This window comes from Limnobacter olei (assembly GCF_029087225.1).
In the GTDB taxonomy this organism is placed as follows: domain Bacteria; phylum Pseudomonadota; class Gammaproteobacteria; order Burkholderiales; family Burkholderiaceae_B; genus Limnobacter; species Limnobacter olei.
The window spans coordinates 13,922-39,248 of sequence record NZ_JARFJD010000007.1 but is presented as its reverse complement, the minus strand read 5'-3'; the positions used below and the strand labels follow the sequence as shown (position 1 = coordinate 39,248).

Sequence of the window (25,327 nt, the reverse complement as noted above, 5' to 3'; positions counted from 1 at the left end):
TTTTAAATGGTTTGAATGAATTGGTGCAGCAGCGGGAAAACCTCGGTTTTCGCTGCTTCACCGCGAATCATCTGGCTGTGTGAAAAGTCTTTGCTGAACCCCTTCTGCACGGTGCACTCATGCCAGGTTTTGGGACCACCCAAAGCCTCATAAATTCGTCTGCAACCCTTGGGAGGCGCTACATCGTCTCGCCCGCCCGCAATCACCAATGAAGGCACGCTGACTTGCTTCAATGCCGCCAGGTAATCGAAACCATCTGCCCCTTTCCATTTGCCACTCAGGTTCCATTTGCACCACTGCACCAGTAGCAAAGTGGGCTCACCCTCTGGCCCAATGGGTACCAGTTTTCTTGGTGTTCGGCCAAACAGGCGGGTCAATGCTCCCAAAGCGGCAACCCGAATTTTTTCTTTCAAATTGGGTGCAGCATCTGTCACCTGCGCGCCAATCAGGCTCAGGCTTTTAATTTGTGAAGTGCGTTCGGGTTGCCGGGCAAGCAACATCAAAGCCAGCAAACCTCCACCGCTGTGAGAAGTCCAATGCAACTGCGAGTGGCCTGTGTGTTGAACAACAAAGTCAATCGCGACCGGTAGATCATTCAAAGCCGGGTATTCAAAGTTTTGCTGGCGGTACGCAGGCCTGGCTTGCCCGTGCCCGCCCCACTCCAACAGCCAGGTATCAAACCCTTGCTCCGCGAAAAACATACCCAAATGTTCCACAGCAAGCTGGTTGGACAAAGTACCGTGGGCCACCACCACTGGCAAGCCCACTGACTGTGCGGGTTTATGGCGATATAAGGCCACGTGGCCGCCACCCTGCATGGGAACCAAATGCGTTTCCTGTTTCATAGCACAGCAACCCGGAGTAACGTTCAAGCCACAGGCTTGGAGATTAATTTAACCACTTTAGTGGCCCAGCTGCGTGGCGTGAAACGAATGCTTTGAGCCATGGTCCAGTTCAGTGCACCGTGAATGTAAACACGCTGATTTCGCTTCATTGCTGCATAGCCTTTCACTGCAACATCTTCTGAACTGGGCATGCGCTTGCCTTGAACCAAGGCCGATTTCTGCATGTTCGCTTCGGCCTGGAATCCCGACGCAGTGGGACCAGGGCACAGGGTACACACGGCAACACCGCTGTCTGCCAACTCTTCGGCCAGGGCTTCACTGAAGCTGAGCACATAAGCCTTGGTGGCATAGTAAGCCGCCATGTAAGGGCCTGGTTGAAATGCAGCAGTTGACGCCACGTTCAAAATTTTTCCACGGGTTTTCAGAAGATCGGGCATAAAGCCGCTACAAAGTACAGTGAGTGCTTCCATATTCAGGCGCAGCATGCTGGTGGTGTCCTCGACTGGCGTGTCTTTAAATAAACCGTAGGTGCCCACACCAGCATTGTTGACGAGGTAACTTAGCTCAATGCTGTGCGCTTTCACTTTGGCAACCAGCTCGCTGGCTGCATTGGGCTTGGAAAGATCCGAACCAATTACGATCACATCGACCTTGTACTTGCCCATGTAGTCGGCGGCCAGCTCTGCAAGCTTGGCTTCATTGCGTGCACTCAACACCAAAGAAATTCCATCCTTCGCAAAACACTCTGCCAAATGCAAACCAATACCCGACGATGCACCTGTTACCAATGCCCATTGCTTCATTCCTGTTCCCCTCTTCTAACAAAATCGGCGATTGCCCACAAAGCCTTGTCGGCTTTTTCAACAAAGGCATTGAACATTTGAAAGTTGTGCCACATGCCTTCATGCACAGTGCAGCTTACTTGCACGCCAGCAGCTTTGGCGCGCTGCTCAAGCAATAATGCGTCATCCAGCAAAATTTCATCGCTTCCCACTTGAATATACATGGGCGGCAATTCTTCAAGATCGGCAAATACAGGCGACACCTTGGGGTCGGCCGGTAGCACTTCGCCACAATATGCTGTTACCCCACGCTGCAATGGCACCACGCTCAACATGGGATCGTCCTTGGCCTTGCCTTGAATGGAGGCAGCAGTCAATGTCAGGTCGACGAACGGCGAAATCATCACCAAACCAGCTGGCAGAGGCAAGCCTTCGTTGCGCGCGTAAATGGCCATTGACAAAATATGTGCAGCGCCAGCGGAGTCCCCAACCAGGGTAATGTCATTGGGATTCACATCAAGATCGAGCAAGGCCTGATAGGCAGCCATGCCATCTTCAAGAGCGGCTGGGTAGGGGTCTTTTGGTGCCAGCCTGTAATCAATCAGGAAAACACGCGCGTTACAACGTACAGCTAGCTCACTGGCCAAGGGCAAATGGGTTTCAAGCGAGCCAGCAAAAAAGGCGCCTCCGTGCATGTGCAACAACACCTGGTCAGTGTGCGCATTGGCCGGGCGAACGAGTGCGCACATGCAAGTGCCCAATTCCAGGTATTCAACGCGGGCATCGGGCCGGACCTTGAACAATGGTGCACCCGCGTTCATGGTGGCCGCCAGCCAACTGAGCGGAATTGGAAGTTTACCGGGCGTTTTGAAGGTGGTGCGCAGTGTTGCACGAACAGCTTTCTCGGCTACAAACTGGATCGGGTTCATGAGTACAGAGTCTCCGAATGTTACAGCGCAAAGCAATTTACGCTGTTTTTGTTATTTTTCTTCAATATAGCGAATTTGCAGCAGGCAGCAGAGCAACCCAACCACCCTGCCCCGCAACAAGTTAGACTATTACCTCCAATTTATTAAAAAATCCCGTGAAAACAAACGCTTCCCCAAAACAATTAATTCTTGGCTTGATGTTGGCTGGCAAAGGCCGCCAAGTAAAGGCTGCCCACATTGTGCTGGCTTGCAGCCTGTTTGGCGTTTCCGAAAACAGTGCACGCGTGGCCATGGCCCGCCTGGCTGCTGAGGGTCAGTTGAAATCTGCTGGCCGCGGTATTTACACCTTGGGTAAACAGGCTGCCTTTACTGGGCAAGACATTCAAGGGTGGAACAACCGGCTAACCGCCACCTGCGCCTGGAACGGCAATTTTTATGCCGTGTTTACAGCCCACCTGGGGCGCAGCAATCGCAAGCAGTTGCAGCTTCGCGAGAAGGCCTTGGCATTATTGGGTTTTCGGGAATTCGAGCAAGGCCTGTTTTTACGCCCTGCCAACTTAAACCTGGGCCTGGCTGGCATTCAAGAAAAACTGCTGGCGCAAGGCGTCGAAAAAACTGTGCTTGCTTTTGAAATGACGCCAGCCTGCGCGGCGCAAACCAGCTTGATTCAAAAACTTTGGGACATTCGAAAGCTAGAGAAACTTTATTTAAGCCACACCAAGAAGCTGAACAATTGGATGCAAGGCTATTCCCGTATGAAACTTGAAAAAGCTGCCCGGGACGCCTACCTGGTGGGTAGCCAGGCCATTTACGAAGTGCGCCGCGATCCCCTGCTTCCAGCAGAATGGATTAACGCTGCTGCACGGCAACAATTCTTTGAGAGTGTGCTGCGCTTTGATGAAACAGGCACACGGGTGTGGCGCGAGTTGCAACTGCGCATTTTGAAAGACGAAGAAGTGATCTAAAAAAGCATTTCATTACACTGCTTTACTTTTAATTCCACATCTGTAATATTACATCAATAACTGTCAACATCATTGATGGTAATGATGTACAAGGCTCTGTGGAGGCTGTTATGCGCGCACCTGTTTCTATTCACCAGAAAGGTTCGAGTTTTCCGGTTCGTCGAATGGATTTTGATTTCTCCAATATCAATCGCCATTTTGTCAACAATGACCCGGCCAGCAGCCATGTGTGGACAGCCTTTCAGGCCTACTTTCCCGAAGGGGAGCAGTTTTTTGTAGATTCCGTGCGGGACGCAAAAAAATGGGTGAAAGACGAAACCCTTTTGCGGGAAATCAGCGCGTTTATTGGCCAGGAAGCCATGCACGGCAAGGAACACCTTGAGGCCAACGCGGAACTGAAACGCCAGGGTATTAACGTCAATGGCTGGGATGCCCGCACGCGCTGGGCACGCAAACGGCTGAACAGCTTATTGTCAGTGAAAGCACGCTTGGCGGGCACCACAGCAGTTGAGCACTACACAGCGGTCATGGCGGAACACCTGATGAAAAGCGAAAGCTTTCATCAAATGATTGTAGACCCCACGATTAAAAACCTGATTTACTGGCACGCCATGGAAGAAAGCGAGCACCGTGCCGTGGCCTTCGACACCCACAAAGCTGTGGGCGGCACATATGCACAGCGCGCAATCGCCATGACAATTGTGTCGATTGGCATTGGCCCCGTGGTACTGGCGGCCATGTTGAGCTGCATGAAACAGGACGGCGAGCTTTACAACGTGAAATCCTGGTTGAAATTCACCGATCTGTATTTCGGTCGCAGAGGGATTTTCCGCAAAATGATTCCCGATTTGTTGAAATTTTACAAACCGGGCTTTCACCCCATGCAGGCCAATATGGACGCGCCCATGAAGTTGTGGAAGGAACGACTTTCGCTGGTTTGATAAAAAAATATTTGAACGATTGATTGAATCTGGGTTACATTTCCGTCTGTATCAATGTTAATCGTTGTAAACATAGGGTCTTTACTCAAGTATTATTCGGTGAGTAGACCCGGTAAAACTTTACAAACAACCAGCACAAAACTCACGACACTTAAAGTCGGGCGCACAGCGACCCGGCACGTCGGAGCCAGGAGACAGACCAATGGTGTTTTTGCAGCAAAGCTCTCTTCGGAGAGCCTGTGCCGTGGCGTTTTCAATCACGGCATTTTCGCTTAGCCAGCAAGCTTACGCAGGTGGTACAGCCAACGACAACCAGAGCACCATGGGCATTGCCACTGCGGGTGCAGGCCAGGCTGCTGAAGCCTCGGATGCGTCGGTAATCTTCTTCAACCCAGCTGCTTTGACTCGATTCAAGCGGATCGAGGTGTTGAACGTGGCCAGTATTGCCACCTTCGACAACGATTACACCTCGACTCAGGACAACGATGGCCCCCCAACCGACGATGGACGCCAGGGCTCTAAGGGTGAGTTCTTTTCCAGAAAAGACGGCTATGACTCAGCCCTGTTTATTCCGGGCCTTTTTGTGGCTATTCCGGTCAGCCCCAAGCTGGTAGTGGGTTTTAGTGCATCCGGGTCTCATGGTTTGTTAACCCGTTATCGCGAGGATTACCCAGGCCGTGGTTCTGGCCGCGAGAGTGATTTGAAGGTGACACGTTTGAATTTGGGCTTTGGCTACAAGCTAACGCCCACCTTGTCGATTGGTGCCAACGGCTCCTATGAACGCTATTTTCAGTCGATCAAACTGCGTGTGAATTTCCGCGATGCGGTGAGCAAGCTGGGGCCTCCTGGAACAACTGCTGCACTGGATGGAGCTGCGGCTGCCGGGCTTGCGCCACCCATTCCGGGTGAAACCGATGCAAAGCTGCGTATATTTGGCTGGGCATTTAACGCGCAGGCTGGCCTGCTTTGGGAACCCACAGATCGCACCCGAATTGGTGCGTCCTATCGCCCCAAAACCCGATTCAACGGCAATCAGGGTGAGTTGACCATCAATGAAAATGCAGACACAGCGGCTTTTCGAGAGTTTCTTAACGGTGGTTTAGTTACAGCGACCGGTCCAATTCTCGGCATTAATGGCCCACAGGCTGCAGGTGATCTTGAGCCAAACCAGCAAGCGCGCCAAAGCGTGATTTTCCCGGATGAGTTCCGTATTTCGCTGTTCCACCATTACAGCCCGAAACTCGATCTAATGGCCACTTACACCTATCAGGATTACACCGAAACTTTCCTGCGCTATGAACGTGTGAGTAACGGGCGTTTGATTGAGGACGTGCCTCAGGATTTTAAAGTGGCGCACGCCTATCGAGTTGGCCTGAACTACAAAGCATTTAAACGACTAACCGTGCATGCGGGCTACGGTATGGAAAACGGCGTGGTGGGCGACGACCTTCGCATTCCAATTCTGCCCGACAACGACCGCCGATTCTACGGTGTAGGTGCAAGCTTCACACCCAGCCGCGACACCACAGTTTCTGTGGCGTACGGCATTATCGATGTTGATGCCAGTGCAGTAGGCAACAACGATCAGGTTACTCCCCGTGAAGTGTCAGGCGGTGAATTTAAGGGTATTGCAGACCTCGACGCTGACTTCGTTTCCTTTAGCTTGATTCAAAAATTTTAAGTGTTGATAAAAACACCCTTGTAGCAGTAACTTGAAACGGTCGCTTCATGCGACCGTTTTTTTCGCCTGCTCAACCTGGGCGCGCAACTCCACTTCCAGTGCAGGGTCTAGCCGCAATTGCTTGGCCAGTTCTTGCAGGTAGCTTCTCTCCATAAAACTTTCCTCGTCCACCACCAACACACTGGCTAGAAACATTTCAGCGGCCAGTTCTGGCGTGGTTGCGTAACTCGCAATCTCCAGCGGATCGAGCGGCTTGTTCATTTCTTGATCAAACCAGCGCTGCAATTGAGGGTCACTGGTCAGTTTTGCAATTTCACCATCAATCAGCTGACGCTCTTTTGTGTCAATGTGGCCATCTGCTTTCGCGGCACCAATCAAGGCACGCAAAATAGCCTGGCTGTGCTGCTCAACCTGTGGTTCTGGCAAACGGTCTACGGTTTGCGGCTCCCGAGTGGCAGCAATATTGCCCTGCTGTTGCTGCCAATTGCCATAGGCTTTATACGCCAACACGCCCAGTGCAGCCAAACCACCATAAGTAATCACCTTGCCAGCCATTTTTTTGTGGCGCTTGTTACCCAACAACATGCCCAAAGCTGCTGTAGCCGCAGCACCGCCGCCAGCCCCCACCAAAACGTCTTTCATCTGCATGCCGCTGGTGGCCTTGCCTCCACTTTGCAACATGTCAGTACCCGCTTTCAACAATTGATCAATCAGACTTTTCGAGTTCACACACAGCTCCAGTTTTTTGTTATTGAACTGAATGGACTGTGGTGATTGAAAAAGATTCCCCGCTTACTTGGGTGAGGCGTCGTAAACGCAACGAAAACCAATGTGGGAGGTGCTGCTAGCCCCTTCAACCCCGATGCGCGCAGCTGGCCGGTAACGCAGGCAATATTCCGCAGCGCACAGGTGCGAGCCGCCTTTCAGGGCAAACAGGGTGTTCGAATCTTGCTGTGGGCTGCATGAGCAACAGGTGGAGGGCTCGCTGAATGCTGATTGGGTCCATTCCCACACATTGCCAATCATATCGTGCAAACCGTGGCCATTGGCAGGGAATTGCCCAACCCGTACGGTACCAGGTGTACCGCCGGGGGCGTAATACCATGGAAATGCGCCATGCCATACCTGTGCCATGCGCTGGCCATTGGGCGTAAATTCATCGCCCCAGGCAAATTGGGCATTGCGCAAACCGCCGCGTGCTGCAAATTCCCATTCAGCTTCCGTAGGCAATCGCCCACCTGCCCACGCAGCAAAGGCCTTTGCATCTTCAAGGGCAATATGCACCACAGGGTGCTCGTTGAAATCGCCGGGCAATTCAGTGCCAGGATTTGGGTTGTGCCAACACGCACCCGGCACGGCTTTCCACCACAGGTCAGAATTGTTCAAAGGCACAGGGCCTTCGGTCATTTGAAACACGTGGGAATGCCCCCGGCGCTCGGCCAGGGTGACGTACTGCGTGGCCTCCACAAATTCTGAAAAATCTGAATTGCGCACAGGAAAAATATCGATTGCAAATTCACACACCTGAGCTGCGCGCTCGGGGCGCTCCTCGGGATAGTGGCGATTCGAACCCATTCGAAACTCGCCACCCGAGAGCATTTTGCAGTATCTAGACATTCAATCCCATTTGGCTCAAGAAGCGCAGCATTTCAACCGGATTGACTTTACTGGTGTCCACATCAATTGTCACCTTGCCCAACTTGCCCTGAAAGGGATTGGGGCCTTTGTAGCGGGTTGATACCTGATTACCCAGATCAGAACCCACGGTAAAGCCATCGTAACTGGTTGAAAACAGCACGCGCTTGAAGGTGTGCTTGGCCACCTGTTGACCGTTCACAAACAAAACGCCCTCGCCATCAAATGGGCGGCCAGTCATACGCTGCTGATACCTGATTTTCAATTTACCTTCGGGCAGCACGGCGTTCGATTCGATTCGTTCCACATAAGGCACCAGGCTTTGTTCATAACACAGCTTGCCATTTTGAATGTAAAGCACCCATCCGGCATATTTGGCTCCCTGGGCCAGCAGCACGCCATCGCCCGCAACATTGCTGCGTTCACATTCAAGCTCAATGGTGTGCGACAAACCACACACAATGGGCGCCACATCGCGCGCCAAACGCTCAACGGGCGGGTAAAAATCCCAACGCGCTCGCAATCCTTTTTCTTGCCTGTCTTGCACCAGGCGAAGCACCAGGTTGCGATCATCGAGTGGCAACACATTGTACTGTTGCGCCGCTTGTAACCATTTGCTTTTCAGGCGTTCTACGACCTCTGGGAACTGGTTCGCCAGGTCTGTGCCCTCAGCGGGGTCTTTGCTTAAATCGTACAGTTCCCACACATCGTCTTCGAAAGGTTTTCCACGCGTGTGGCGCGCCACAGCACGCCAATTGTTCTCCATGTAAGCGCGGTGACCACCCAACTCAAAGTACTGCTCATTTCGTGTTGGGCTTTCAGGTTTGCTGAATGTTGGCAACACACTTTGGCCTTCAATGGGTTTTTGAGGCTGCCCTTTGTAGACAGCAGGTCGCTCAACGCCAGTGGCCTCCAGCAAGGTGGGAAACAAATCAACCACATGTACAAAGTTGTCGCGCAATTCGCCTTGCGCAGAAATACCTTTGGGCCAACTCACAATCAGGGGGTCGGCGACACCACCCAGGTGCGCATACTGCTTGTACATTTTGAAAGGAGTGTTCGATGCACTGGCCCAACCCATGGGGTAGTGGGGATAAGTGCCCTCTTCACCCAGTACATCATAGAGTTGCGCGGCTTCCTCCACGGGGATTGGACGACCGAACGCAGGTGCAAATACATTGGGCGTGCCGGTGGGGGTACCCTCGGGCGAGCCACCATTGTCAGAGAACAGCACCACAATTGTGTTTTCACGAACACCCAGTTCTTCAAGGCTGCTCATCAAACGCGCAATGTTGGCGTCCATATTGCTCATCAGGCCTGCATACACTTCCATGTAACGGGCGGTAATTTTTTTATGCGCTTCAGGCAACTTGTCCCAACTGTCTGAACCAAAGGAAAGCGGCGGCAGTTCAACTGTGTCGGGCATGACACCCAAGGCTTTCTGTCGTGCAAGTCTTTCGGCGCGAACTATATCCCATCCTTTGTCATACTGGCCTTTGTAGGCATCACGTTCACGGGCACGAGCCTGCAAAGGCGAATGAGGCCCGGGATAGGCCAAATGCAGGTAGAAAGGCCGCCCTGGCTCAAGTGCCTGCTGCGTACGAATGTAGGTAATGGCTCGGTCGGTAAGGTCATCACATACAAAGTAATCAGGTGTGTCGGGCGGTTCAACCGGCGCGATGCCGTCGAACAGCTCCGAGGGTTTGAAATAATCGGTGGAATGCCCCTGAAACCAATAAGCCCGATCAAAACCGCGTTGCGTGGGCCAATTGTCGTAAGGCCCGTTTGCACCTGTGGTGTGCGCATTGTTCAAATGCCACTTTCCACTCAAGAAAGTGGACCACCCTGCCGCTTGCAACACCTCAGCCAAAGTGGCCGCCTCGTGTGTTAAATCACCTCGATACCCCGGGTAACCAGCATCAATGTCGGCCAACCAACCCATGCCTGCGGAATGGTGATTCAAACCAGTAAGGAACGAGGCCCGTGTGGGCGAACACATTGAGCAGGTGCGAAAGTTGGTGTACTGCAAACCGGTTTTTGCCAAGGTATCGATGGCGGGTGTTTTTATTTCACTGCCATAGCACCCCAGGTCGGAAAAACCGCAGTCGTCCAGCAAAATGACGACTACATTGGGCGCGCCTTCTTTTGCCTTCGGTTTGCTGGCTGTCGCAGGCCTGGAATCCTGGAAAGACAAGGCCACCTGTGCAGCCTCGCCTTCGGGCAGAGCCTTGGGTGTCATCAATGCACGTGCTTTGGTGTTGGCCACATGCGCGCCAGTGGCAGCGACACCCACAGTGGCTGCACCCACAGCAAGGCCCGACAGGAATGCGCGCCGTTTCAAACGTTTGGGGGACAAACCTTCTGAATTGCTGCCATCGTTTTGATCATCACTTTGCTGCGTCATGTTGTCCCCTATTTGAATTGAATGTGTCTTTTGTTCTATTTCTTAACTAGTGACACTATTTGTGTCACTATATACAAAAGAAATTCGAATCTCAAGGAGTCGAACACATGGCAATGCCGAAAGTCTTGAAAGTTCATGGTCTGGATCTTTCTTATTTCACCGGAAAGCTGGAAGCCTACTTGCGCGGCAAACAAATTCCCTATGAACTGATTGAAATGAACACTGGAGATTTCAAACGCTGCGGCAAGGCCACCGGCGTGGCGCAAATGCCCCAAGTGGAGTGGCTGGATGGGCAGTGGCTTAGCGACACCACTTTAATCATTGAATTTCTGGAAACCTTGAGACCAGAAACATCCGTGTTGCCGGAACACCCCACGCTTCGTTTTATTGCGCAACTGCTGGAGGATTTCGGTGACGAATGGCTTTGGCGCCCGGCACTGTATTACCGCTGGGCCCATGCGCAGGACGCAAGGCTGATGAGCCACCGCCTAGCAGACGGCATGATGCGCGATGTACCGCTACCCTTTTTCATGCGACGCTGGGCCATTTTAAGTCGACAGCGGCTGCACTTTTTGTGGCTTGACGGTGTACGCAAGAGCACCGCCAAGCGGGTTGAGGCACATTACCTTGAAACACTGGATGCTCTTGAGACAGTGCTTGAGAAACAACCATTCGTTCTTGGCCAACGCCCAACATTGGCCGACTATGGGCTGTATGGCAGCATGTTCCGGCATTTTTTCTGCGACCCTACACCGGCAAGAATTATGCGTACCCGTGCTCCGGCTGTACATGAATGGGTTGCTCGCCTTTGGAATACAACGCTGGCCGACTACAACAATACGCCATTTCCTGGGCAATGGCCCAGCGAATTAAACCCCCTGCTGAACATCGTTTGCGCAGAATTTTTACCCTATATGCAAGCCAATGAACAGGCAATTGAGCAAAACGCGCGGCGATTTGAATTCAACAGCCAAGGTGTACAGTTCAAAATACCCACACAACGTTACCGTGCCTGGCGTTACCAGCGCTTGAGAAATCGATATCAGGCACTGGAGCTCTCAATCCAACAAGAAATAAACACGTGTTTTCCCGAACTGGGCACAGCCTTGAGCAAACCTGTAACATGCCCGATAGAGGCAAGAATCAAGGGCTTGCCTATTAGCACACCCACAACAATGACAAGTAGAACATGGTGAAAGTAGACGGTCGCACTACACGCGGACAAGCCAATAGAAAACAGATTGTTCAGGCACTGATTGAACTGATTAGAGAAGGCTACCCAGCACCGACAGCAGAAATGGTTTCAGCACGTGCCGGGGTTGGCCTGCGAACCGTGTTCAGGCATTTCAAAGACATGGAAACCTTATACAGGGAAATGACGAGCGAAGTAGACGCCATTGTTGCCCCGGTACTGGCCACCCCTGTAGTGGGCAATTGCCTGCATGAGAAACTGATGCATGCCATTGAACGCCGTGCAGCCATGTTTGAAAAACTGGCTCCGCTACAAGCTGCAAGCTTGGTGCACTTGCATGAATCCGAATACCTGCGTGACAGGCAAGCCAGCACTGTTGAACTACAACGCTACTTGCTCAAGGCTTTTTTACCCAGCGAGATTGTTAAAGACAAAGCCCTGTTTGAAGCATTTGATTTGGTGCTAAGCATTGAAACCTGGTTGCGACTTCGCCGAGATCAAAACCTTAGCGTAAACGCGGCCAAGAAAGTTCTTCAGCGCAGCGTTGAGCAACTGTTGAAATAAGAGCCCAGTTATAAAACGAGCAATTAAATCAGGCGATCAAGGAGCGCGTCAAACTGAGCGATGCCTTGCTCACGCGACACCACACCATCACGAATCAACTGGCGAATTCCCCAAAACGAGAGAATAACCATCCAGACCAGGCCAGTGGCTGCGGCTTGATCCAGACCTTTGGCTTTGCGAATGGTTGGGACCCACAACTTCAAAATGACGCCTCGAATTCCCAAACGGATGGTTTCAAGCTCAGGCGAATTCAAACCCGAACCGGCGATCAACTGCCAGAGCGCATCCCCCTTGCCCACCGGCATGTCCAGAGAAACGAACACGGCAGCACGTATGGCCAGTTTGATGTCGTTGGGATTGCTGGTGATTGCCAGCGCTGTACCTTGCATGGTGTCGGTGAAAATAGCCCATGCAGTGGCCCCCAGCAAACTTTCCAGATTTGGAAAGTGCTGGTAAACCAGCTGCCTGCTTACACCGGCCCTGTCGGCTAGCGCACTCATGTTCAACACACCCCAGCCCGCCTCTTCTACCAACTCCGAAGCAGCATTCAGCAGCGACTTTCTGCGATCGTCTTTGCCAAGGTAAGGCCTCTTTTCCTGGGTTACGCGTGTGTTCATTCCGATGTGCAGCAAGGTCTCAATGCTTGACAGTTTGCCACACATTCAAAGAAATTGACACAGTGTAAATATTAATGTTCTAATTAATTATTCGAAACCCGCAAACAAGGGTCAAATGAGACAAACCTACACTCTATATGGCTGGCACTTGTCCTATTTCACAGGCAAGGCGCTTTGCTATTTGCGCTACAAACAAGTCGACCACGTGCTCAAAGCGGTCAACCTGTTTACGCTGACCCGAACCATCAAGAAAAAAACTGGTGCAGCTGTAATGCCGGTGTTGAAAACACCTTCAGGCGAATGGATACAGGACACCAGCGAGATCATTGACTACATTGAGTCGCTACACCACAAAAACCCTGTAACACCCGACACCCCGGTACAGGAATTCGCCTCCATGTTGCTGGAGGCCTGGGGCGATGAATGGTGGGTTCCAATCGCCATGCACACACGCTGGAATTACCCAGAAAATTTCGCCTTGTTTGAACATGACGCCGGAAAAGCCCTGTTGCCGTGGGCACCACGTTTTTTGCAAAACAAAGCAGCGCAACGCCCCGCAAAAATGCTGCGAGGCATGTTGCCTTTCGTTGGAATAGTGCCTGAGCAATACGACACCATGAATGAATGGACTGTGCACATGCTCGACGCATTGAACCGACATTTCGAACAATTTGCATTTTTACTGGGCGAGCGTCCAAGCCTGGGCGACTTCGGTTTGGTGGGCACCATGTATGGTCACCTTGGCCGTGACCCCTGGCCCAAACGCGAATTGATAGAACCAAGAACCCATTTGAATGCCTGGCTGGAACGCATGAAAAACCCGGCTGTGCATTCAAGCATGGCCCTTTTGGGCAACGATGAAATTCCTGCAAGTTTGAACCCGGTTTTCAAATCGATCTTCGAAGAGTTTATACCCATGGTGGCACAGGTTGGCGAGTTGGCCACGCGGTATGCGCAGCAAAACGGATTGAATCAGCGTTTGCCCCGACGCATTGGTGAAGTGACGACCACCATGGGCGGAAAACCCTTCAAGCGCGGCGCCCTTCCCTACATGATCTGGATGATGCAGCGCGCTCTGGATTGCTATGCCGACATGGCCGACAGCGACAAACACGATGTTCGCACTTGGCTGAAACAACACAACGCGGAACATATTCTGCGCCTTAACCTGCCTCGTGTAGAGCGCTGGGCATTGACCGTGGCAGTGACTGAATTGCCACCAAAACACATGGAGAAAGCAGCTTGAGCAAAACAGTGGTTATCACAGGGGCCTCATCGGGTATTGGAAAAGCCTTGGCCCTTGAATTTGCACGGCGTGGTTACAACCTTGGACTGGCTGCACGCAGGCTGGACAAACTTGAAGCGCTGCGTGCCGAAATTGCACTGCAGCCCGGCTGCCAGAATCTGCAAGTCGAGATCATCGAGCTTGATGTCAACAACACGAGCGCTGTGGGGCCAACATTGCACACCCTGTTCAGTCATTTAAACCAGGTTGATGTGGTCATCGTGAACGCTGGTGTTAACAAGTTAATCGGCATAGGCAAGGGTCAGTTGAATGACGAGTTGGGATTGATGCAAACCAATTTGCTGGGCGCGATCGCCACCGTGAATGCTGCGGTAGAGTGGTTCAAACGAGCCGGTAGTGGTCATGTGGTGGGTATTTCCTCGCTGGCTTCGCTGACCCCCATTCCAAAGCAAGCTGCCTATTGTGCAACCAAAGCAGGGTTCTCCATGTACCTGGATGCAGCTGCAATTGAATTGAAAAAGTACAAAATAGATTTCACCAAAATTCTTCCCGGCTTTGTAAAAACCGAAATTGTGGATGACATGGACAAGTTCCCATTCTTAGTGTCAGCGGAACAAGCCGCCCGGGAAATGGCCAATCACATTGAGAAACGCCGCAGTGTGGGCGTGGTGCCTGGCTACCCTTGGAAACTGTTGAAACCCCTGTTGGCCAACATGCCCACGGGTGTATGGCGTTACATGAAATGAACAGGCCATGAAACCCTCCTATTCCGTACTTGGATTCGTTGCAGTGGCCATTCTGATCGGCGTTCTAGAATGGCGCAGCGGCGAGCAGGCTGCCAACAATGAACTGGTAGTAAGCGAGGCACAGCGGGCCTTTGTGCGCGAACAAGTGCTACAGGCAGGCACACCGGCCGCTGGTTCTGCAAACTACGAGCAAGCCATGGCCACCTACATCGATGAAGAAATTCTTTACCGGGAAGGCTTGAAGTTGGGTTTGGAAAAAGACGATTTGATTGTAAAGCGTCGCGTGGTGCAAAAAATGCGCTTTCTGCTGGAGGACATAACCCCAATAGCCCCCCCCACCGACGCGCAGCTTCAAACCTGGCTGGAACAAAACGCCCAACGCTATCAAACCGAGCAAACCATTGTGTTTGACCACCATTTCTTTAGCCGCGGCAAACGTGGTGACGAAGCTATCTATCAGGCAGGCCTTGCTCGCAACGATTTACTTGCAGGCCAACAAATCATTTCTGACCCCTTTCCCTTGCAAACAGGTTCGGGGTTACTGAGCCGGGAACGGATCACCAAAGAATTTGGTGTTGTCACCAGTGAAACAATTTTTGACTTGCCCATTGGCGAGTGGTCGCAAGCGGTGCAATCGCCACTTGGGGTACACCTGTTCAAGGTGCACCAGAAAAATGCGGGCCGCACCATGACGCTTGAAGAAGCAGGCAATCAACTTCGGTCCGACCTGATTGCAGCCCAACGTGAGGCGGTGAACGACGCAGGCCTGGCTGCCTTGCGCGCCACCTACACCATCAAGGAAGCACTATGAATAGGCTGCTTGTTGCATGGGCGCTCTGCATCGGTTTACTGGGTGCAGGAGAAAATGGCTACGCACATGAGATGGGTACTTCTGCATTGATTGTGCATGAAAGCGCCTCTGGAACTGGTCAGTTTGTATTCAAACGCACTGTGGGTTCAGACGACAAAATACCTCCGATTGATTTTCAATTTGCGCCAGTCTGTGAATTGCGCGATGTCAGCACGGAGTGGGAAGGCAACACAGAACTGATACAACGCGGCAATTTCTTTTGCAGCAGCGCATTGGCTGAACATGAAATTATTGCAAACGGATTTACCCGCCTTGCACCCGACCTCATTGTTCTTGCTAGCCCAAAGCAAGGTCAGCGTGTTCACGCAGTGTTGACACCGAAACAGGCCAGTATTTCATTGGGAACCGACACCCAAAGAACACCGCCTCTGGAATATCTCAGCATCGGAATTGAACACATTGTGTTTGGTTTGGACCATGTATTGTTTGTTACTGGGCTTTACCTGCTTTGGAAAAAACGGAAGCAAAATACAAAGCAATTGATTGGGCAATTCACACTGTTTACCGTGGGGCACAGCCTGACCCTGGCTTTGCTGGTGTTAGGCTGGATCGCAGTGCCCACTCGCGCGATCGAGGCCTGGATTGCACTGAGCGTCTTGTGGCTTGCCTGGGAACTGGTGCGAAAAGAACCTGCTCAACCATCGAATTGGTCTCACCTGCTGTTGATCGCTGCCTTTGGCCTTTTGCATGGCTCGGGCTTTGCCCTATCAATGGAAGAGCGGGGGTTCCCGGAAGACGCCCTTCTCAGCACCTTGCTGCTTTTTAATCTGGGTATCGAGATTGGCCAATTGTGGATCGTCACCGTGCTGGCCACAACATTCACCCTGCTCGAAAAAACCCACCTGCCCAATTTCACACGCTTTGCCCAATATGCCCTTACGCTGTGTATTGGCGGTGCGGCTCTGTATTGGACGCTTGAAAGGATTCACAGCTATGTATAAACACTGCACCGTTGTGCGCAGATTATTGCCAACGCACCTGTTGATCCCGGCCCTTCTCGCACTGAGCCTCTCGGCCTGCCTGAACTCCAGCGACACCAATGTGGCCCAAACAGATACACCCACTACGGTAAGCCCCGCAGAGCGCCCGGAAGATGTGGAATGTGTGGGCAGCAGCGTGAGGAAGCAGGCTTTTTTTGGTGATTTACACATTCACACCAAACTGTCGTTTGACGCTTATTTCTTCAATTCTATCAATGGGCCTCGAGAAGCATACCAATTTGCCAAAGGTGAGAATGCATTTTTACCATCCGGCGAAGACCCGGATACACCCATGCGGCAAATCAATATTGGCCGCCCACTGGATTTTGCAGCCGTCACTGAACATGCCGAACAACTGGGCACCTTTGTCAATATTTGCGAGCTTCAGGGCAATGTTCCAGCAGGCACCAATCCCGCTTGCAGTGCCCTGGGGCAAATAATTCGTGACAACGTCTCTGTGTTCATCACCGGCAATGTGCCTTTGTACCTGCAACTGGTCACCAGTGCAGGCAGCCGGGTGCCAAGCACGCGAACCTGGGAAGAAATACAGGCTATCGCGAATGCTGAAAACCAGCCCTGCAAATTCACCACCTTCAATGGTTATGAATTCTCATCCAACAAAGGCGGCCAGGTGCTGCATCGAAATGTCATTTTCGAAGGCACCAAAGTACCAGCCGATGTGATCAGTTCAATTCCACCCATTCCCACCACCGACAACACCAACGATGAATGGGGTTTGTTTGATCGACTGAAAACCGAATGCCTCGATGTAGAGGGTTGTGATGTTGTAACCATTCCCCACAGCACCAACCAAAGCGATGGGCGTTTTGCCCGTGTACGCCAGCCGGATACTGGCCTACCATTGGCCAGAAACAACACCACACTGACGTTGGCTGATGCCACGTTGCGCAACACCCTTGACCGTTTGTTCGAGATTGTTCAGCACAAGGGGGCCAGCGAATGCATCACCGGGTTTAACAAAGGACTGACTGGCGGCGAGGAATCGGGTTGCGGATTTGAAGAATGGAAAACCCTGTGCAAAGGCAATTCAGACGACCCTGCTGAATGCGCCAAGGTGTGCAAGGGCACTGCCAACGACCCGCTGTTTTGCCAGGTCAACCGGCTACAAGGCACAGGAAAAAGCATTCACGCTGCCAGCGAATGCACGGGCAGCGACATTGGCGGCTCAACCCCGGCCGATTGTACAGCCCCACTGGATTACGCCCGTAACGTATTGCCGGAAGGCAGTGCGATTGCACGCAAGCTGGGGGTGAACCCTTATCAATATGGTTTTATTGGCTCAAGCGATACGCACAACGGCATCGCAGGCAACACCGACAAAACCAAATTTTCGAAAAACTCGGGCCATGGCGGTGTGCTGGATGATGAACCCCATGAGGCCTTGGGCAACTGGGAATGCAAGCAGCGGCCATTGCCCACCGACTCCATCACCGGCTTTAAATTGCCATTTAGCACCGAATCGGCCGCAGACCCCAACAACTGCGAAGAACGCGTCTTCAACCCGGTGGCATCCAATTTCACACCGGGCGGACTGGCGGGCGTGTGGGCGCGAGAAAATACACGAAAGGAAATATTCGCCGCACTGAAACGCAGAGAGACTTTTGCAACCTCGGGCTCGCGTATGCGCATTCGTACACTGGCCTCCAGCAAACCCTTCCCCAGCAATATTTGCGAACAATTGGCCGCAGGTGCCAGCCCGATCGAAGAAGGTTTGGTGGAAGGTGTACCCATGGGTGGCACACTGGAAGTAAAAAACAAGGGCCCCTACATTGTGGCCTACGCCATTCAAGACCCGGGCGGCGAGGAAGCCGGTGTACCCCTGCAACGGCTTGAGTTGATTAAAACCTGGGCCGATTCAAAGGGCGACCTGAGGCAGCAGGTTTTGAAACTGGCTGAGAATGCCAACGCGCCGCAGCCCAATTCCGATTGCAGCATTCAGCAACAAGGCCCGGAACAAATGTGTGCGGTGTTTCATGACACCCAATACCAGGCCAGCACAGGTGCCAGCTACTATGCGCGCGCACTTGAAAACAACTCCTGTCGCTGGACCACAAAAATGTGTACAGCCAAAGGCGTGCAATGCGAGGCGCTACAACCCGGCAATGGCCTGTTTTCCGCACAAAGTGGTTTTGCAGGGTTTGAAGGTTGTTGTCGCATTGAAGGTGAACCTGGAAATTTCCGAGGAGACTTCCGTTTCATTACCCAGCAGGAACGCGCCTGGAGCTCACCGATTTGGGTAGAAAGCCCTAAACAGGCAATAAACAACAAACAATAAGCAGGAACAAACATGGTCAAGAAACTGATGATTGGCGCTGTCGTTCTAATCGCCGCAGGTGCCGCTGTGGCTTACGTTCAGCGCCACGAGATCACCTTGGCCATGATCGAGAAAGTGGCCAGCAAACGCATGCAAGACCCAATCGCTGCGCTCAGCGACGGCTTGCATGTTGGGCTGTGTGGAACAGGTTCGCCCTTCCCCGACCCCGATCGGGCAGCGCCCTGCACTTTGGTCATCGCAGGCAAGGACATGTTTTTATTCGATGCAGGCAGCGCAGCAGCGAAACAGATTTCCACCATGGGATTCTCCACCGGTCAACTCAAGGGCGTGTTTATAACGCATTTTCACTCGGACCACATTGACGGTCTTGGCGAGGTACTCATGACCCGTTGGGCGCAACACACCGCCGGGCAAAAATTAACTGTGCATGGCCCCAGTGGAATTCAAAAGGTGATGAAGGGTTTTGAAACGGCTTACCAACAAGACACGGGTTACCGCACCGCGCACCATGGCGAGGCAACCATGCCGCCCGAACTGGCGGGTGCCGATGTGAATGAATTCACAGTACAAAAAGGAATCTACACCACCGTACTGCAACTGCCCGATTTACAGATAGACGCTTTTGCAGTGAATCACCAGCCCATCAACCCGGCGGTCGGTTATCGAATCACTTACAAAGGCCGAACCGTGGTGCTAAGTGGTGACACCACCAGCGATGCGCAAGTAAAAGACGCTGCCCGCAACGCCGACCTCTTGGTGCACGAAGCACTGAGCCCCGAATTGGTGGCCCGCTTGCAAGAGACCGCCATCAAGAACAATCGAAGCAAATTGGCCAAAATTTTCTCGGATATTCCCAATTACCACGCCACCCCACTAGATGTGGCTGTATTGGCTCAAGAGGCCGGGGTTAGACATGTGGTGTTAAGCCACATTGTGCCACCCTTGCCACTACCACCCTTGCGGGAAATATTCCTGGGCAAGGCACCCGATGTGTTCAAAGGGCCCTTCCGCATCGGGGAAGATGGTGATTTCATCAGCCTTCCTACGGGCAGCAAAGAGGTGATTTACGACCGACGATGAAAGTTTTTTCCAATTCGACAAGATTTCTTGTTACATTTGAAAAAAATGAGAATTGGAGACAAACATGACAGCCTCGACCTTCGACTTAGTCATCACAGGTGGACGCTATTTCGATGGCACTGGGGGCCCATCGGCCCTTCGCGACATTGGGATCAAGGACGGACGCATTGCCGCAGTCAGTGAAAGACCTTTGCAATACCAAGGCACGCCCAAAGTGATTGATGCCTTCGGCCACTGGATTACCCCTGGCTTTCTGGATACCCACACCCACTACGATGCAGAAATGATCGTTGCACCCAGCCTGTCTGAATCGGTTCGCCACGGTGTAACCACTGTGCTGGTGGGCAGTTGCTCGCTCAGCATGATTTGCAGCGAAGCCGAAGATGCATCCGACATTTTCACGCGTGTGGAAACCGTGCCGCGTGAAAAGGTCTTGCCCATTCTTCAAGAGAAAAAAACCTGGAATACACCTCGCGAATGGGTTGAGTTTGTGCAAAAACAACCTTTGGGCCCCAACCTGATTTCATTTCTGGGCCACAGCGATTTGCGTGTGGGCACCATGGGTTTGTTGGATTCGACTGACCGCAAAATCAAGCCGACTGAAGCGCAAATGCAGCAAATGGAAGCCACGCTGACCGAGGCTATGGAAGCGGGTTTTCTGGGCCTTTCAACCATGTGTCTGAAGTGGGACAAAATTGATGGCGATCGCGCCTGGTCGAAAAGCCTGCCCAGTACCTATGCACGCTGGGGTGAACTTCGCCGCCTGAATAAAATTTTGCGCAAATACCGCCGTGTGCACCAGGGTGCTCCCAACGCAGCCAACCCGCTGCAAATTTTTGAATACCTGATTGAAACACTGGGCTGGATTCGCAAACCACTAAAAACCACACTAATTGCGCTCATCGATTTAAAGGGCAATAAAACCGTTCGCCCCATGGCGCAAATTTCAAGCCGTGTGGTGAACTGGCTAGGCGGGGCATTCCGCTGGCAATTACTGCCCACACCCTTCACTGTTTACGCCGATGGTATTGATGTAGTTTTTTTTGAGGAGTTCGGTGCTGGTGAAATGGCACTGGACCTGCGAACCCAAGTAGAGCGCAACAGCCTGCTTCAAAACGAGGATTACCGCCGCCAGTTCCGCAAGTTTTACGGGCAAAAACTCAGCCCGCGCGTATGGCAGCGTGATTTCGGTGATGCGATTATTCTTGAATGCCCCGATGCCAATTTGGTAGGCAAAAACTTTGATGAGGTGGCCCGCGCCCGCAAAGTGCATGTGGTCGATTTGTTCCTCGACTTGGTGGTTCAGTTTGGTCGCCAGTTGCGCTGGTACACCACGGTGGGTAATCACAAGCGCGAGGTTATCCGCGAACTGGTGCAAGACAAACACACCTTGATCACCTTTAGTGATGCGGGTGCGCACATTCGCAACATGGCCTTTTACAACCTGCCCCTGCGCTTCCTGAAACTGGTCAAGGAAACCATTGAGGAAGGCAAACCCATCATGAGCATGGAACATGCGGTGTGGCGATTGACTGGTGAACAAGCCGATTGGCTGGGCATTGAGGCTGGAAAAATTCGGGTCGGTGACCGCGCAGATTTGGTGGTGTTAAACCCGGATGCACTAGGTCAGAATCTGGAACAGGTCACTTGGGGCGACATGGAAAACTTCGGCTTGCAACGTTTGGTAAACCGCAACCCAGGTGTTGTCAAACACGTGCTGATTAATGGCAAGATAGCAGTCGAGAACGAGGCCGTTGTGCCCGAGCTCGGCAAAAAAATGGGTTACGGGCAATTCCTGCCAGCAAAAACCTGAACACTTAAAAACAGAGAATCCACGGAGAAGTACGATGATTGGATACATTACTTTAGGCACCAACGATCTGCCCAAAAGCGGCGAATATTTTGACAAGTTGTTTGCCCCCCTCGGTGCGAAACGAATTCTGGAACTGCCACATGGCATTTTTTGGGGCACCAGCATGGCAAGTCCCTTTATTGGATTGCTAAAGCCTGCCAACGGCCAGGCGGCAACCGTAGGCAATGGCACCATGGTGGCACTGACCGCCAAGGACCGTGCCCAGGTTGACGCGTTTTATGCCCATGCAAAAACACTGGGCTGTACCTGTGAAGGCGCACCGGGTGAACGCATGCCCGGCTTTTATGCCGCTTACTTTCGCACACCCGACGGGCACAAGATGAATATTTTCAAGATGGGCTAAAGCTTGAATTCAGTTGATCCAACCATTGACGAGTTCGCAGGTCTTGAAGAAGTGCCTGCGCCTTGGACACTCAACGGTAAAGGCCTGATTGTGGTCATGCGCAGCAAAGCTGAAAAGCTGATGGCTGACACCCGCATTCCACTGGACATTCGCGACACCTTAAAAAGCCCGGTCAGCGTGTTGATGTATGTGGACTACACGCACTCCAATGCAGGCCCTTACAAAGAGCTGCTATACATTCCTGGCACGGCGCAATTCAGCGAAAAGCTGGGGAGCAAACGCCTGTTGACCATCAGCAACATTGTGGTGAGCAGTGCAAGCAGTGTGAAAAATGGTCGAATCAATTGGGGCATTCCGAAAAACCTGTGCAACTTCGATGTTGCACAGGGCCCGGAAAATCTGCAGGAAATCAGCCTGCATCAAGATGGCATCCCTCAATTTGACCTGGCTTATCGGGGCAAGGGCTTTTCTTTTCCGATCAACACGGGTTTGGTGCCAGGTTTCATGAAAACCTTGGGCCAACGCTGGCAAGGTCAGGAATTTTTATACAGCCCAAGTGCGAAAGGCAAAGCCCGTTTTGCAAACGTGCATGTGTTGCAAAACCTGGGCAATGCCTTTCCCGATATAGACATTGGCGATGTGGTCACCGCACTGGAAATCACCCAGTTTCAGATGACATTTCCAGTGGCTCACATCGCCTGAACGAATTGCTACAACTTATCGGTCAAACAAAGGCTGCAAGTCAGCCTTTTTGTTAATGCCCGATTGCATCGCCAGCATCAGCAAAATACGTGCTTTTTGAGGCGACAAGTCGTCGGCCATAATTGCACCCGCGTCAAATGTAGTTTTACCACCGCCCACAAAACCGTAGTTCGCCATCACGCGGCCTTGGTGAACTCGAGTAGAGATCACCACGGGTACATTCTTCGACAAGGCATATTGAACCGCTTCAAACATGGGTACGTTCATATTGCCCATACCCAACGCCTGAACCACAATGCCCTTCACACCACGATCAACTGCATTGCGCAAAGCCGCACCTGTGGCACCGCCATACATGGCGACAATTTCTACTTCAGGCATGGGACCATCTACCAGCTGAAATGTTTGGCGACGCAGCGGTGTGGTGGCGTACATGACACGGTCTGGGTAAACCTCACCAATCAAACCAAACGCACCGCTTTGGAAGGTTTCAACATTCTGAGTGTGGGTTTTGGTCACGTAACGCGCAGCATTGATCTGATTATTCATGGCCAGCATCACGCCCTTGTTTTTGGACTGTGCATCCACGGCGATGCGCACTGCATTCAGCAAATTGCGAGGGCCGTCAAAATCAGAAGACGACGCATTTCGCTGCGCCCCGATCAACACCACTGGTTTATCTGAACGCACGGTGAGGTCCAACCAAAATGCTGTTTCCTCAAGCGTATCGGTACCATGAGAAACAATCACACCGGCAACCTCAGGACGAGCCAAGGCTGCATTAACTTCCTTGGTCAACTGTACCCAACGTGGCGGGTCCATATAGTCAGAAGGCACATTGGACAAGCTCTTGACCTGAATGTTGGCGTACTTACCCACATCCGGCACGGTGGCCAAAAGGTCTTCGCCTGAAATGGCCGGCACGGGTGCGTTTTTCACTGGATCAATTTTCATGGCAATGGTGCCTCCCGTAGCAATGAACTGCACCACGGGTTTGTCTTGAGCGTGTACGGCAAAGGTAGTGGTCAGCAAGGCTGACGCGAGCAAGGCTTTTAATTTCATCCCATTCTCCTGTTTTTATGAAATTGGCCTCAACACTTGGTTTGTCGAGGCTGGTTAACTCTAACAGGGTAAGTAAATTACCCACGGGTCACTTAGTCGGAGTAGCCACAGGACTTGCCACACTTGTTAACAATCGCAGAATTTGCTAGGAGTCGCGATGTAACCTTTCGGTGAAATCCGGCGAATACTCTCCTGAACAGAACGCGGCAGGCGGAGGGTTGTATGACAAATTGCTTGAACTTCATGGCGGGCACTGGTGCTTTGGCTCTTCTTGGGCTTGGCTCTGCGCCTGCTTTGGGCCAGCAAGTTAACTGCAATTGGACAAGCCCTGCTGAGCGCATGATTGTCGCCGAGCTTTACACCTCAGAAGGCTGTAGCAGTTGTCCGCCTGCCGACCGATGGTTAAGCAGGCAACTCACTACCCCAGAGCGATCAAGCAGTATTCTGGCGCTTTCATTCCATGTGGATTACTGGAATTACATTGGCTGGGAAGACCCCTACTCCAAAAAGCAATTCACCGAGCGGCAATACGCCCACAAACGGGCTGGAAATGTAAGTCAAATTTACACACCGCAGTATGTATTCTCGAACCGGGAAGTTCGCCGCTGGGGCCAGGCAGGGCTTATTCCGCAGAGATTGTCGGCGATGGAACAAGACAAAGCCCCCGTGGGCCTGCAAGTTTCGCTTGAACGAAAGGGCGCCAATCAGGTCGAAGTTCAGGTAAAAACCGAATGGCTGGATGAGCGCTATTCCGGTGGACGCGTATACGTGGCCTTCTACGAAGACGGTTTAAGCCAACAAGTGAAAGCGGGAGAAAATCGGGGAGAGCTATTGAAGCATGATCGGGTGGTTCGGTACCTGAGCGATGCGAAAAAGGTATCCCCCGGATCCAGAATACAGGTGTTCAGGCACACACTGCCAGCCGACTGGAACCAGAGTAATGTAGGACTAGGCGTTATTGTTGAGAACAATGAATCCAATACTGTGCTTCAGGCATTGAATGCACCAAGGGCTTTGAGCCAGTGCAGTTGAATATTGATTGAGTGATTGAAAAAGGAAACACAAACATGCAACGTCGTACCCTGTTAGCAGGACTTGCCGTATTCGGCGCAGGACTGATGATCACAAAACCCATGAGTGCAATTGCCAGCATGAACAAACTGAACAAAACCGAAGCCGAATGGCTGAAAATCATCAAGAAAGACCAGTACAACGTGTTGTTCAAAGAGGCCACTGAACGCCCGTTCTCCAGCCCCTTGAACGACGAGAAACGCAAAGGCACCTATGTGTGCGCAGCATGCAATTTGCCTCTGTTCCCCTCCCAGTACAAATACGACAGTGGAACAGGCTGGCCCAGTTTTTTTGATGCCAACAAAAGCGCATTGAATACCAAAACCGATTACAAATTGATTTTGCCGCGCACCGAATACCACTGCAGCAATTGTGGCGGCCACCAGGGCCATGTGTTTGACGACGGCCCTGCCCCGACCGGCAAGCGATATTGCAACAACGGCCTGGCATTGGCTTTCGTTCCCGAAGGTCAAACATTACCCGCAGTGCGCAAGGCGTAAAA

At 52.1% G+C, this 25,327-nt stretch carries 24 protein-coding genes; 16 read left to right on the top strand and 8 right to left on the bottom strand.

The features are described from left to right. Positions 1–2 precede the first annotated feature (2 nt). Genes PY990_RS05310 through PY990_RS05300 form a run of 3 tightly spaced genes read right to left on the bottom strand, consistent with a single transcriptional unit; the run spans position 3 to position 2,556 of the window. Entirely contained in the window at positions 3–845 is an 843-nt protein-coding gene (locus tag PY990_RS05310; protein ID WP_275270732.1) for an alpha/beta fold hydrolase, read from the bottom strand. A gap of 23 nt (positions 846–868) precedes the next feature. Next, the gene (locus PY990_RS05305) at positions 869–1,648 is read right to left on the bottom strand and encodes an SDR family NAD(P)-dependent oxidoreductase (protein WP_275270731.1); all 780 of its coding nucleotides are present in this window, start codon (positions 1,646–1,648) and stop codon (positions 869–871) included. After that, on the bottom strand, positions 1,645–2,556 hold the full coding sequence (locus tag PY990_RS05300; protein WP_275270730.1) for an alpha/beta hydrolase: 912 nt from the start codon (positions 2,554–2,556) through the stop codon (positions 1,645–1,647). Before PY990_RS05300 ends, PY990_RS05305 begins: the two co-directional genes overlap by 4 nt. A 155-nt stretch (positions 2,557–2,711) precedes the next feature. Here PY990_RS05300 and PY990_RS05295 point away from each other — a divergent pair, with 155 nt between their 5' ends. The 3 genes from PY990_RS05295 (at position 2,712) to PY990_RS05285 (ending at position 6,143) form a co-directional block, all read left to right on the top strand. Continuing rightward, the gene (locus PY990_RS05295; protein ID WP_275270729.1) at positions 2,712–3,521 is read left to right on the top strand and encodes a PaaX family transcriptional regulator C-terminal domain-containing protein; all 810 of its coding nucleotides are present in this window, start codon (positions 2,712–2,714) and stop codon (positions 3,519–3,521) included. Between the two features lie 110 nt (positions 3,522–3,631). Further along, positions 3,632–4,462 (top strand): metal-dependent hydrolase, encoded by an 831-nt coding sequence (locus PY990_RS05290; protein ID WP_275270728.1) that lies wholly within the window; start codon positions 3,632–3,634, stop codon positions 4,460–4,462. A gap of 244 nt (positions 4,463–4,706) precedes the next feature. Then, positions 4,707–6,143, top strand: coding sequence for an OmpP1/FadL family transporter (locus PY990_RS05285; RefSeq protein ID WP_275270727.1), 1,437 nt, complete (start codon positions 4,707–4,709; stop codon positions 6,141–6,143). Between the two features lie 45 nt (positions 6,144–6,188). On the opposite strand, the gene PY990_RS05280 is transcribed toward PY990_RS05285, so the two are convergent. From PY990_RS05280 to PY990_RS05270, 3 genes are all read right to left on the bottom strand, one after another. Further along, a complete protein-coding gene (locus PY990_RS05280; RefSeq protein ID WP_275270726.1) occupies positions 6,189–6,872 on the bottom strand; it encodes a tellurite resistance TerB family protein in 684 nt (227 codons plus the stop codon). A gap of 63 nt (positions 6,873–6,935) precedes the next feature. Beyond that, positions 6,936–7,760 (bottom strand): formylglycine-generating enzyme family protein, encoded by an 825-nt coding sequence (locus PY990_RS05275; RefSeq protein WP_275270725.1) that lies wholly within the window; start codon positions 7,758–7,760, stop codon positions 6,936–6,938. Continuing rightward, positions 7,753–10,182, bottom strand: a complete 2,430-nt coding sequence (locus tag PY990_RS05270; RefSeq protein WP_275270724.1) for an arylsulfatase — start codon at positions 10,180–10,182, stop codon at positions 7,753–7,755. The genes PY990_RS05275 and PY990_RS05270 overlap by 8 nt, the downstream gene beginning before the upstream one ends. A gap of 107 nt (positions 10,183–10,289) precedes the next feature. Between PY990_RS05270 and PY990_RS05265 the strand changes: the two genes are divergently transcribed. Next, positions 10,290–11,378, top strand: coding sequence for a glutathione S-transferase family protein (locus PY990_RS05265; RefSeq protein WP_275270723.1), 1,089 nt, complete (start codon positions 10,290–10,292; stop codon positions 11,376–11,378). Then, positions 11,372–11,938 carry a TetR/AcrR family transcriptional regulator gene (locus PY990_RS05260; protein WP_275270722.1) on the top strand — a complete coding sequence of 189 codons (567 nt, stop codon included), beginning with the start codon at positions 11,372–11,374 and terminating at the stop codon, positions 11,936–11,938. The genes PY990_RS05265 and PY990_RS05260 overlap by 7 nt, the downstream gene beginning before the upstream one ends. Before the next feature lie 23 nt (positions 11,939–11,961). Here the strand turns inward: PY990_RS05260 and PY990_RS05255 are convergent, their stop codons facing one another. Beyond that, positions 11,962–12,555 carry a TetR/AcrR family transcriptional regulator gene (locus PY990_RS05255; protein WP_275270721.1) on the bottom strand — a complete coding sequence of 198 codons (594 nt, stop codon included), beginning with the start codon at positions 12,553–12,555 and terminating at the stop codon, positions 11,962–11,964. A 115-nt stretch (positions 12,556–12,670) separates the two neighbouring features. Between PY990_RS05255 and PY990_RS05250 the strand changes: the two genes are divergently transcribed. From PY990_RS05250 to PY990_RS05210, 9 genes are all read left to right on the top strand, one after another. Next, positions 12,671–13,801, top strand: coding sequence for a glutathione S-transferase family protein (locus tag PY990_RS05250; protein ID WP_275270720.1), 1,131 nt, complete (start codon positions 12,671–12,673; stop codon positions 13,799–13,801). Further along, positions 13,798–14,547: an SDR family NAD(P)-dependent oxidoreductase gene (locus tag PY990_RS05245; RefSeq protein ID WP_275270719.1), complete on the top strand. Its 750-nt coding sequence runs from the start codon at positions 13,798–13,800 to the stop codon at positions 14,545–14,547. Before PY990_RS05250 ends, PY990_RS05245 begins: the two co-directional genes overlap by 4 nt. Before the next feature lie 7 nt (positions 14,548–14,554). Then, on the top strand, positions 14,555–15,358 hold the full coding sequence (locus PY990_RS05240) for a peptidylprolyl isomerase (protein WP_275270718.1): 804 nt from the start codon (positions 14,555–14,557) through the stop codon (positions 15,356–15,358). Then, positions 15,355–16,359, top strand: coding sequence for a HupE/UreJ family protein (locus PY990_RS05235; protein ID WP_275270717.1), 1,005 nt, complete (start codon positions 15,355–15,357; stop codon positions 16,357–16,359). Before PY990_RS05240 ends, PY990_RS05235 begins: the two co-directional genes overlap by 4 nt. Next, complete coding sequence (locus PY990_RS05230; RefSeq protein WP_275270716.1) at positions 16,352–18,694, top strand: DUF3604 domain-containing protein; 2,343 nt, start codon at positions 16,352–16,354, stop codon at positions 18,692–18,694. Before PY990_RS05235 ends, PY990_RS05230 begins: the two co-directional genes overlap by 8 nt. A 12-nt stretch (positions 18,695–18,706) precedes the next feature. Beyond that, on the top strand, positions 18,707–19,774 hold the full coding sequence (locus PY990_RS05225) for an MBL fold metallo-hydrolase (protein ID WP_275270715.1): 1,068 nt from the start codon (positions 18,707–18,709) through the stop codon (positions 19,772–19,774). A gap of 64 nt (positions 19,775–19,838) precedes the next feature. Further along, positions 19,839–21,587, top strand: a complete 1,749-nt coding sequence (locus PY990_RS05220; protein WP_275270714.1) for an N-acyl-D-amino-acid deacylase family protein — start codon at positions 19,839–19,841, stop codon at positions 21,585–21,587. A 34-nt stretch (positions 21,588–21,621) separates the two neighbouring features. Next, a complete protein-coding gene (locus PY990_RS05215) occupies positions 21,622–21,990 on the top strand; it encodes a VOC family protein (protein ID WP_105029272.1) in 369 nt (122 codons plus the stop codon). 3 nt (positions 21,991–21,993) lie between these two features. Next, positions 21,994–22,692, top strand: a complete 699-nt coding sequence (locus tag PY990_RS05210) for a hypothetical protein (protein WP_275270713.1) — start codon at positions 21,994–21,996, stop codon at positions 22,690–22,692. Positions 22,693–22,707: 15 nt separating this feature from the next. Here the strand turns inward: PY990_RS05210 and PY990_RS05205 are convergent, their stop codons facing one another. After that, the gene (locus tag PY990_RS05205; protein WP_105029274.1) at positions 22,708–23,754 is read right to left on the bottom strand and encodes an asparaginase; all 1,047 of its coding nucleotides are present in this window, start codon (positions 23,752–23,754) and stop codon (positions 22,708–22,710) included. A gap of 222 nt (positions 23,755–23,976) precedes the next feature. Between PY990_RS05205 and PY990_RS05200 the strand changes: the two genes are divergently transcribed. Next, positions 23,977–24,786: a DUF1223 domain-containing protein gene (locus PY990_RS05200; RefSeq protein ID WP_275270712.1), complete on the top strand. Its 810-nt coding sequence runs from the start codon at positions 23,977–23,979 to the stop codon at positions 24,784–24,786. Positions 24,787–24,821: 35 nt separating this feature from the next. Continuing rightward, positions 24,822–25,325, top strand: coding sequence for a peptide-methionine (R)-S-oxide reductase MsrB (gene msrB / locus PY990_RS05195; protein WP_105029891.1), 504 nt, complete (start codon positions 24,822–24,824; stop codon positions 25,323–25,325). Positions 25,326–25,327 lie beyond the last annotated feature (2 nt).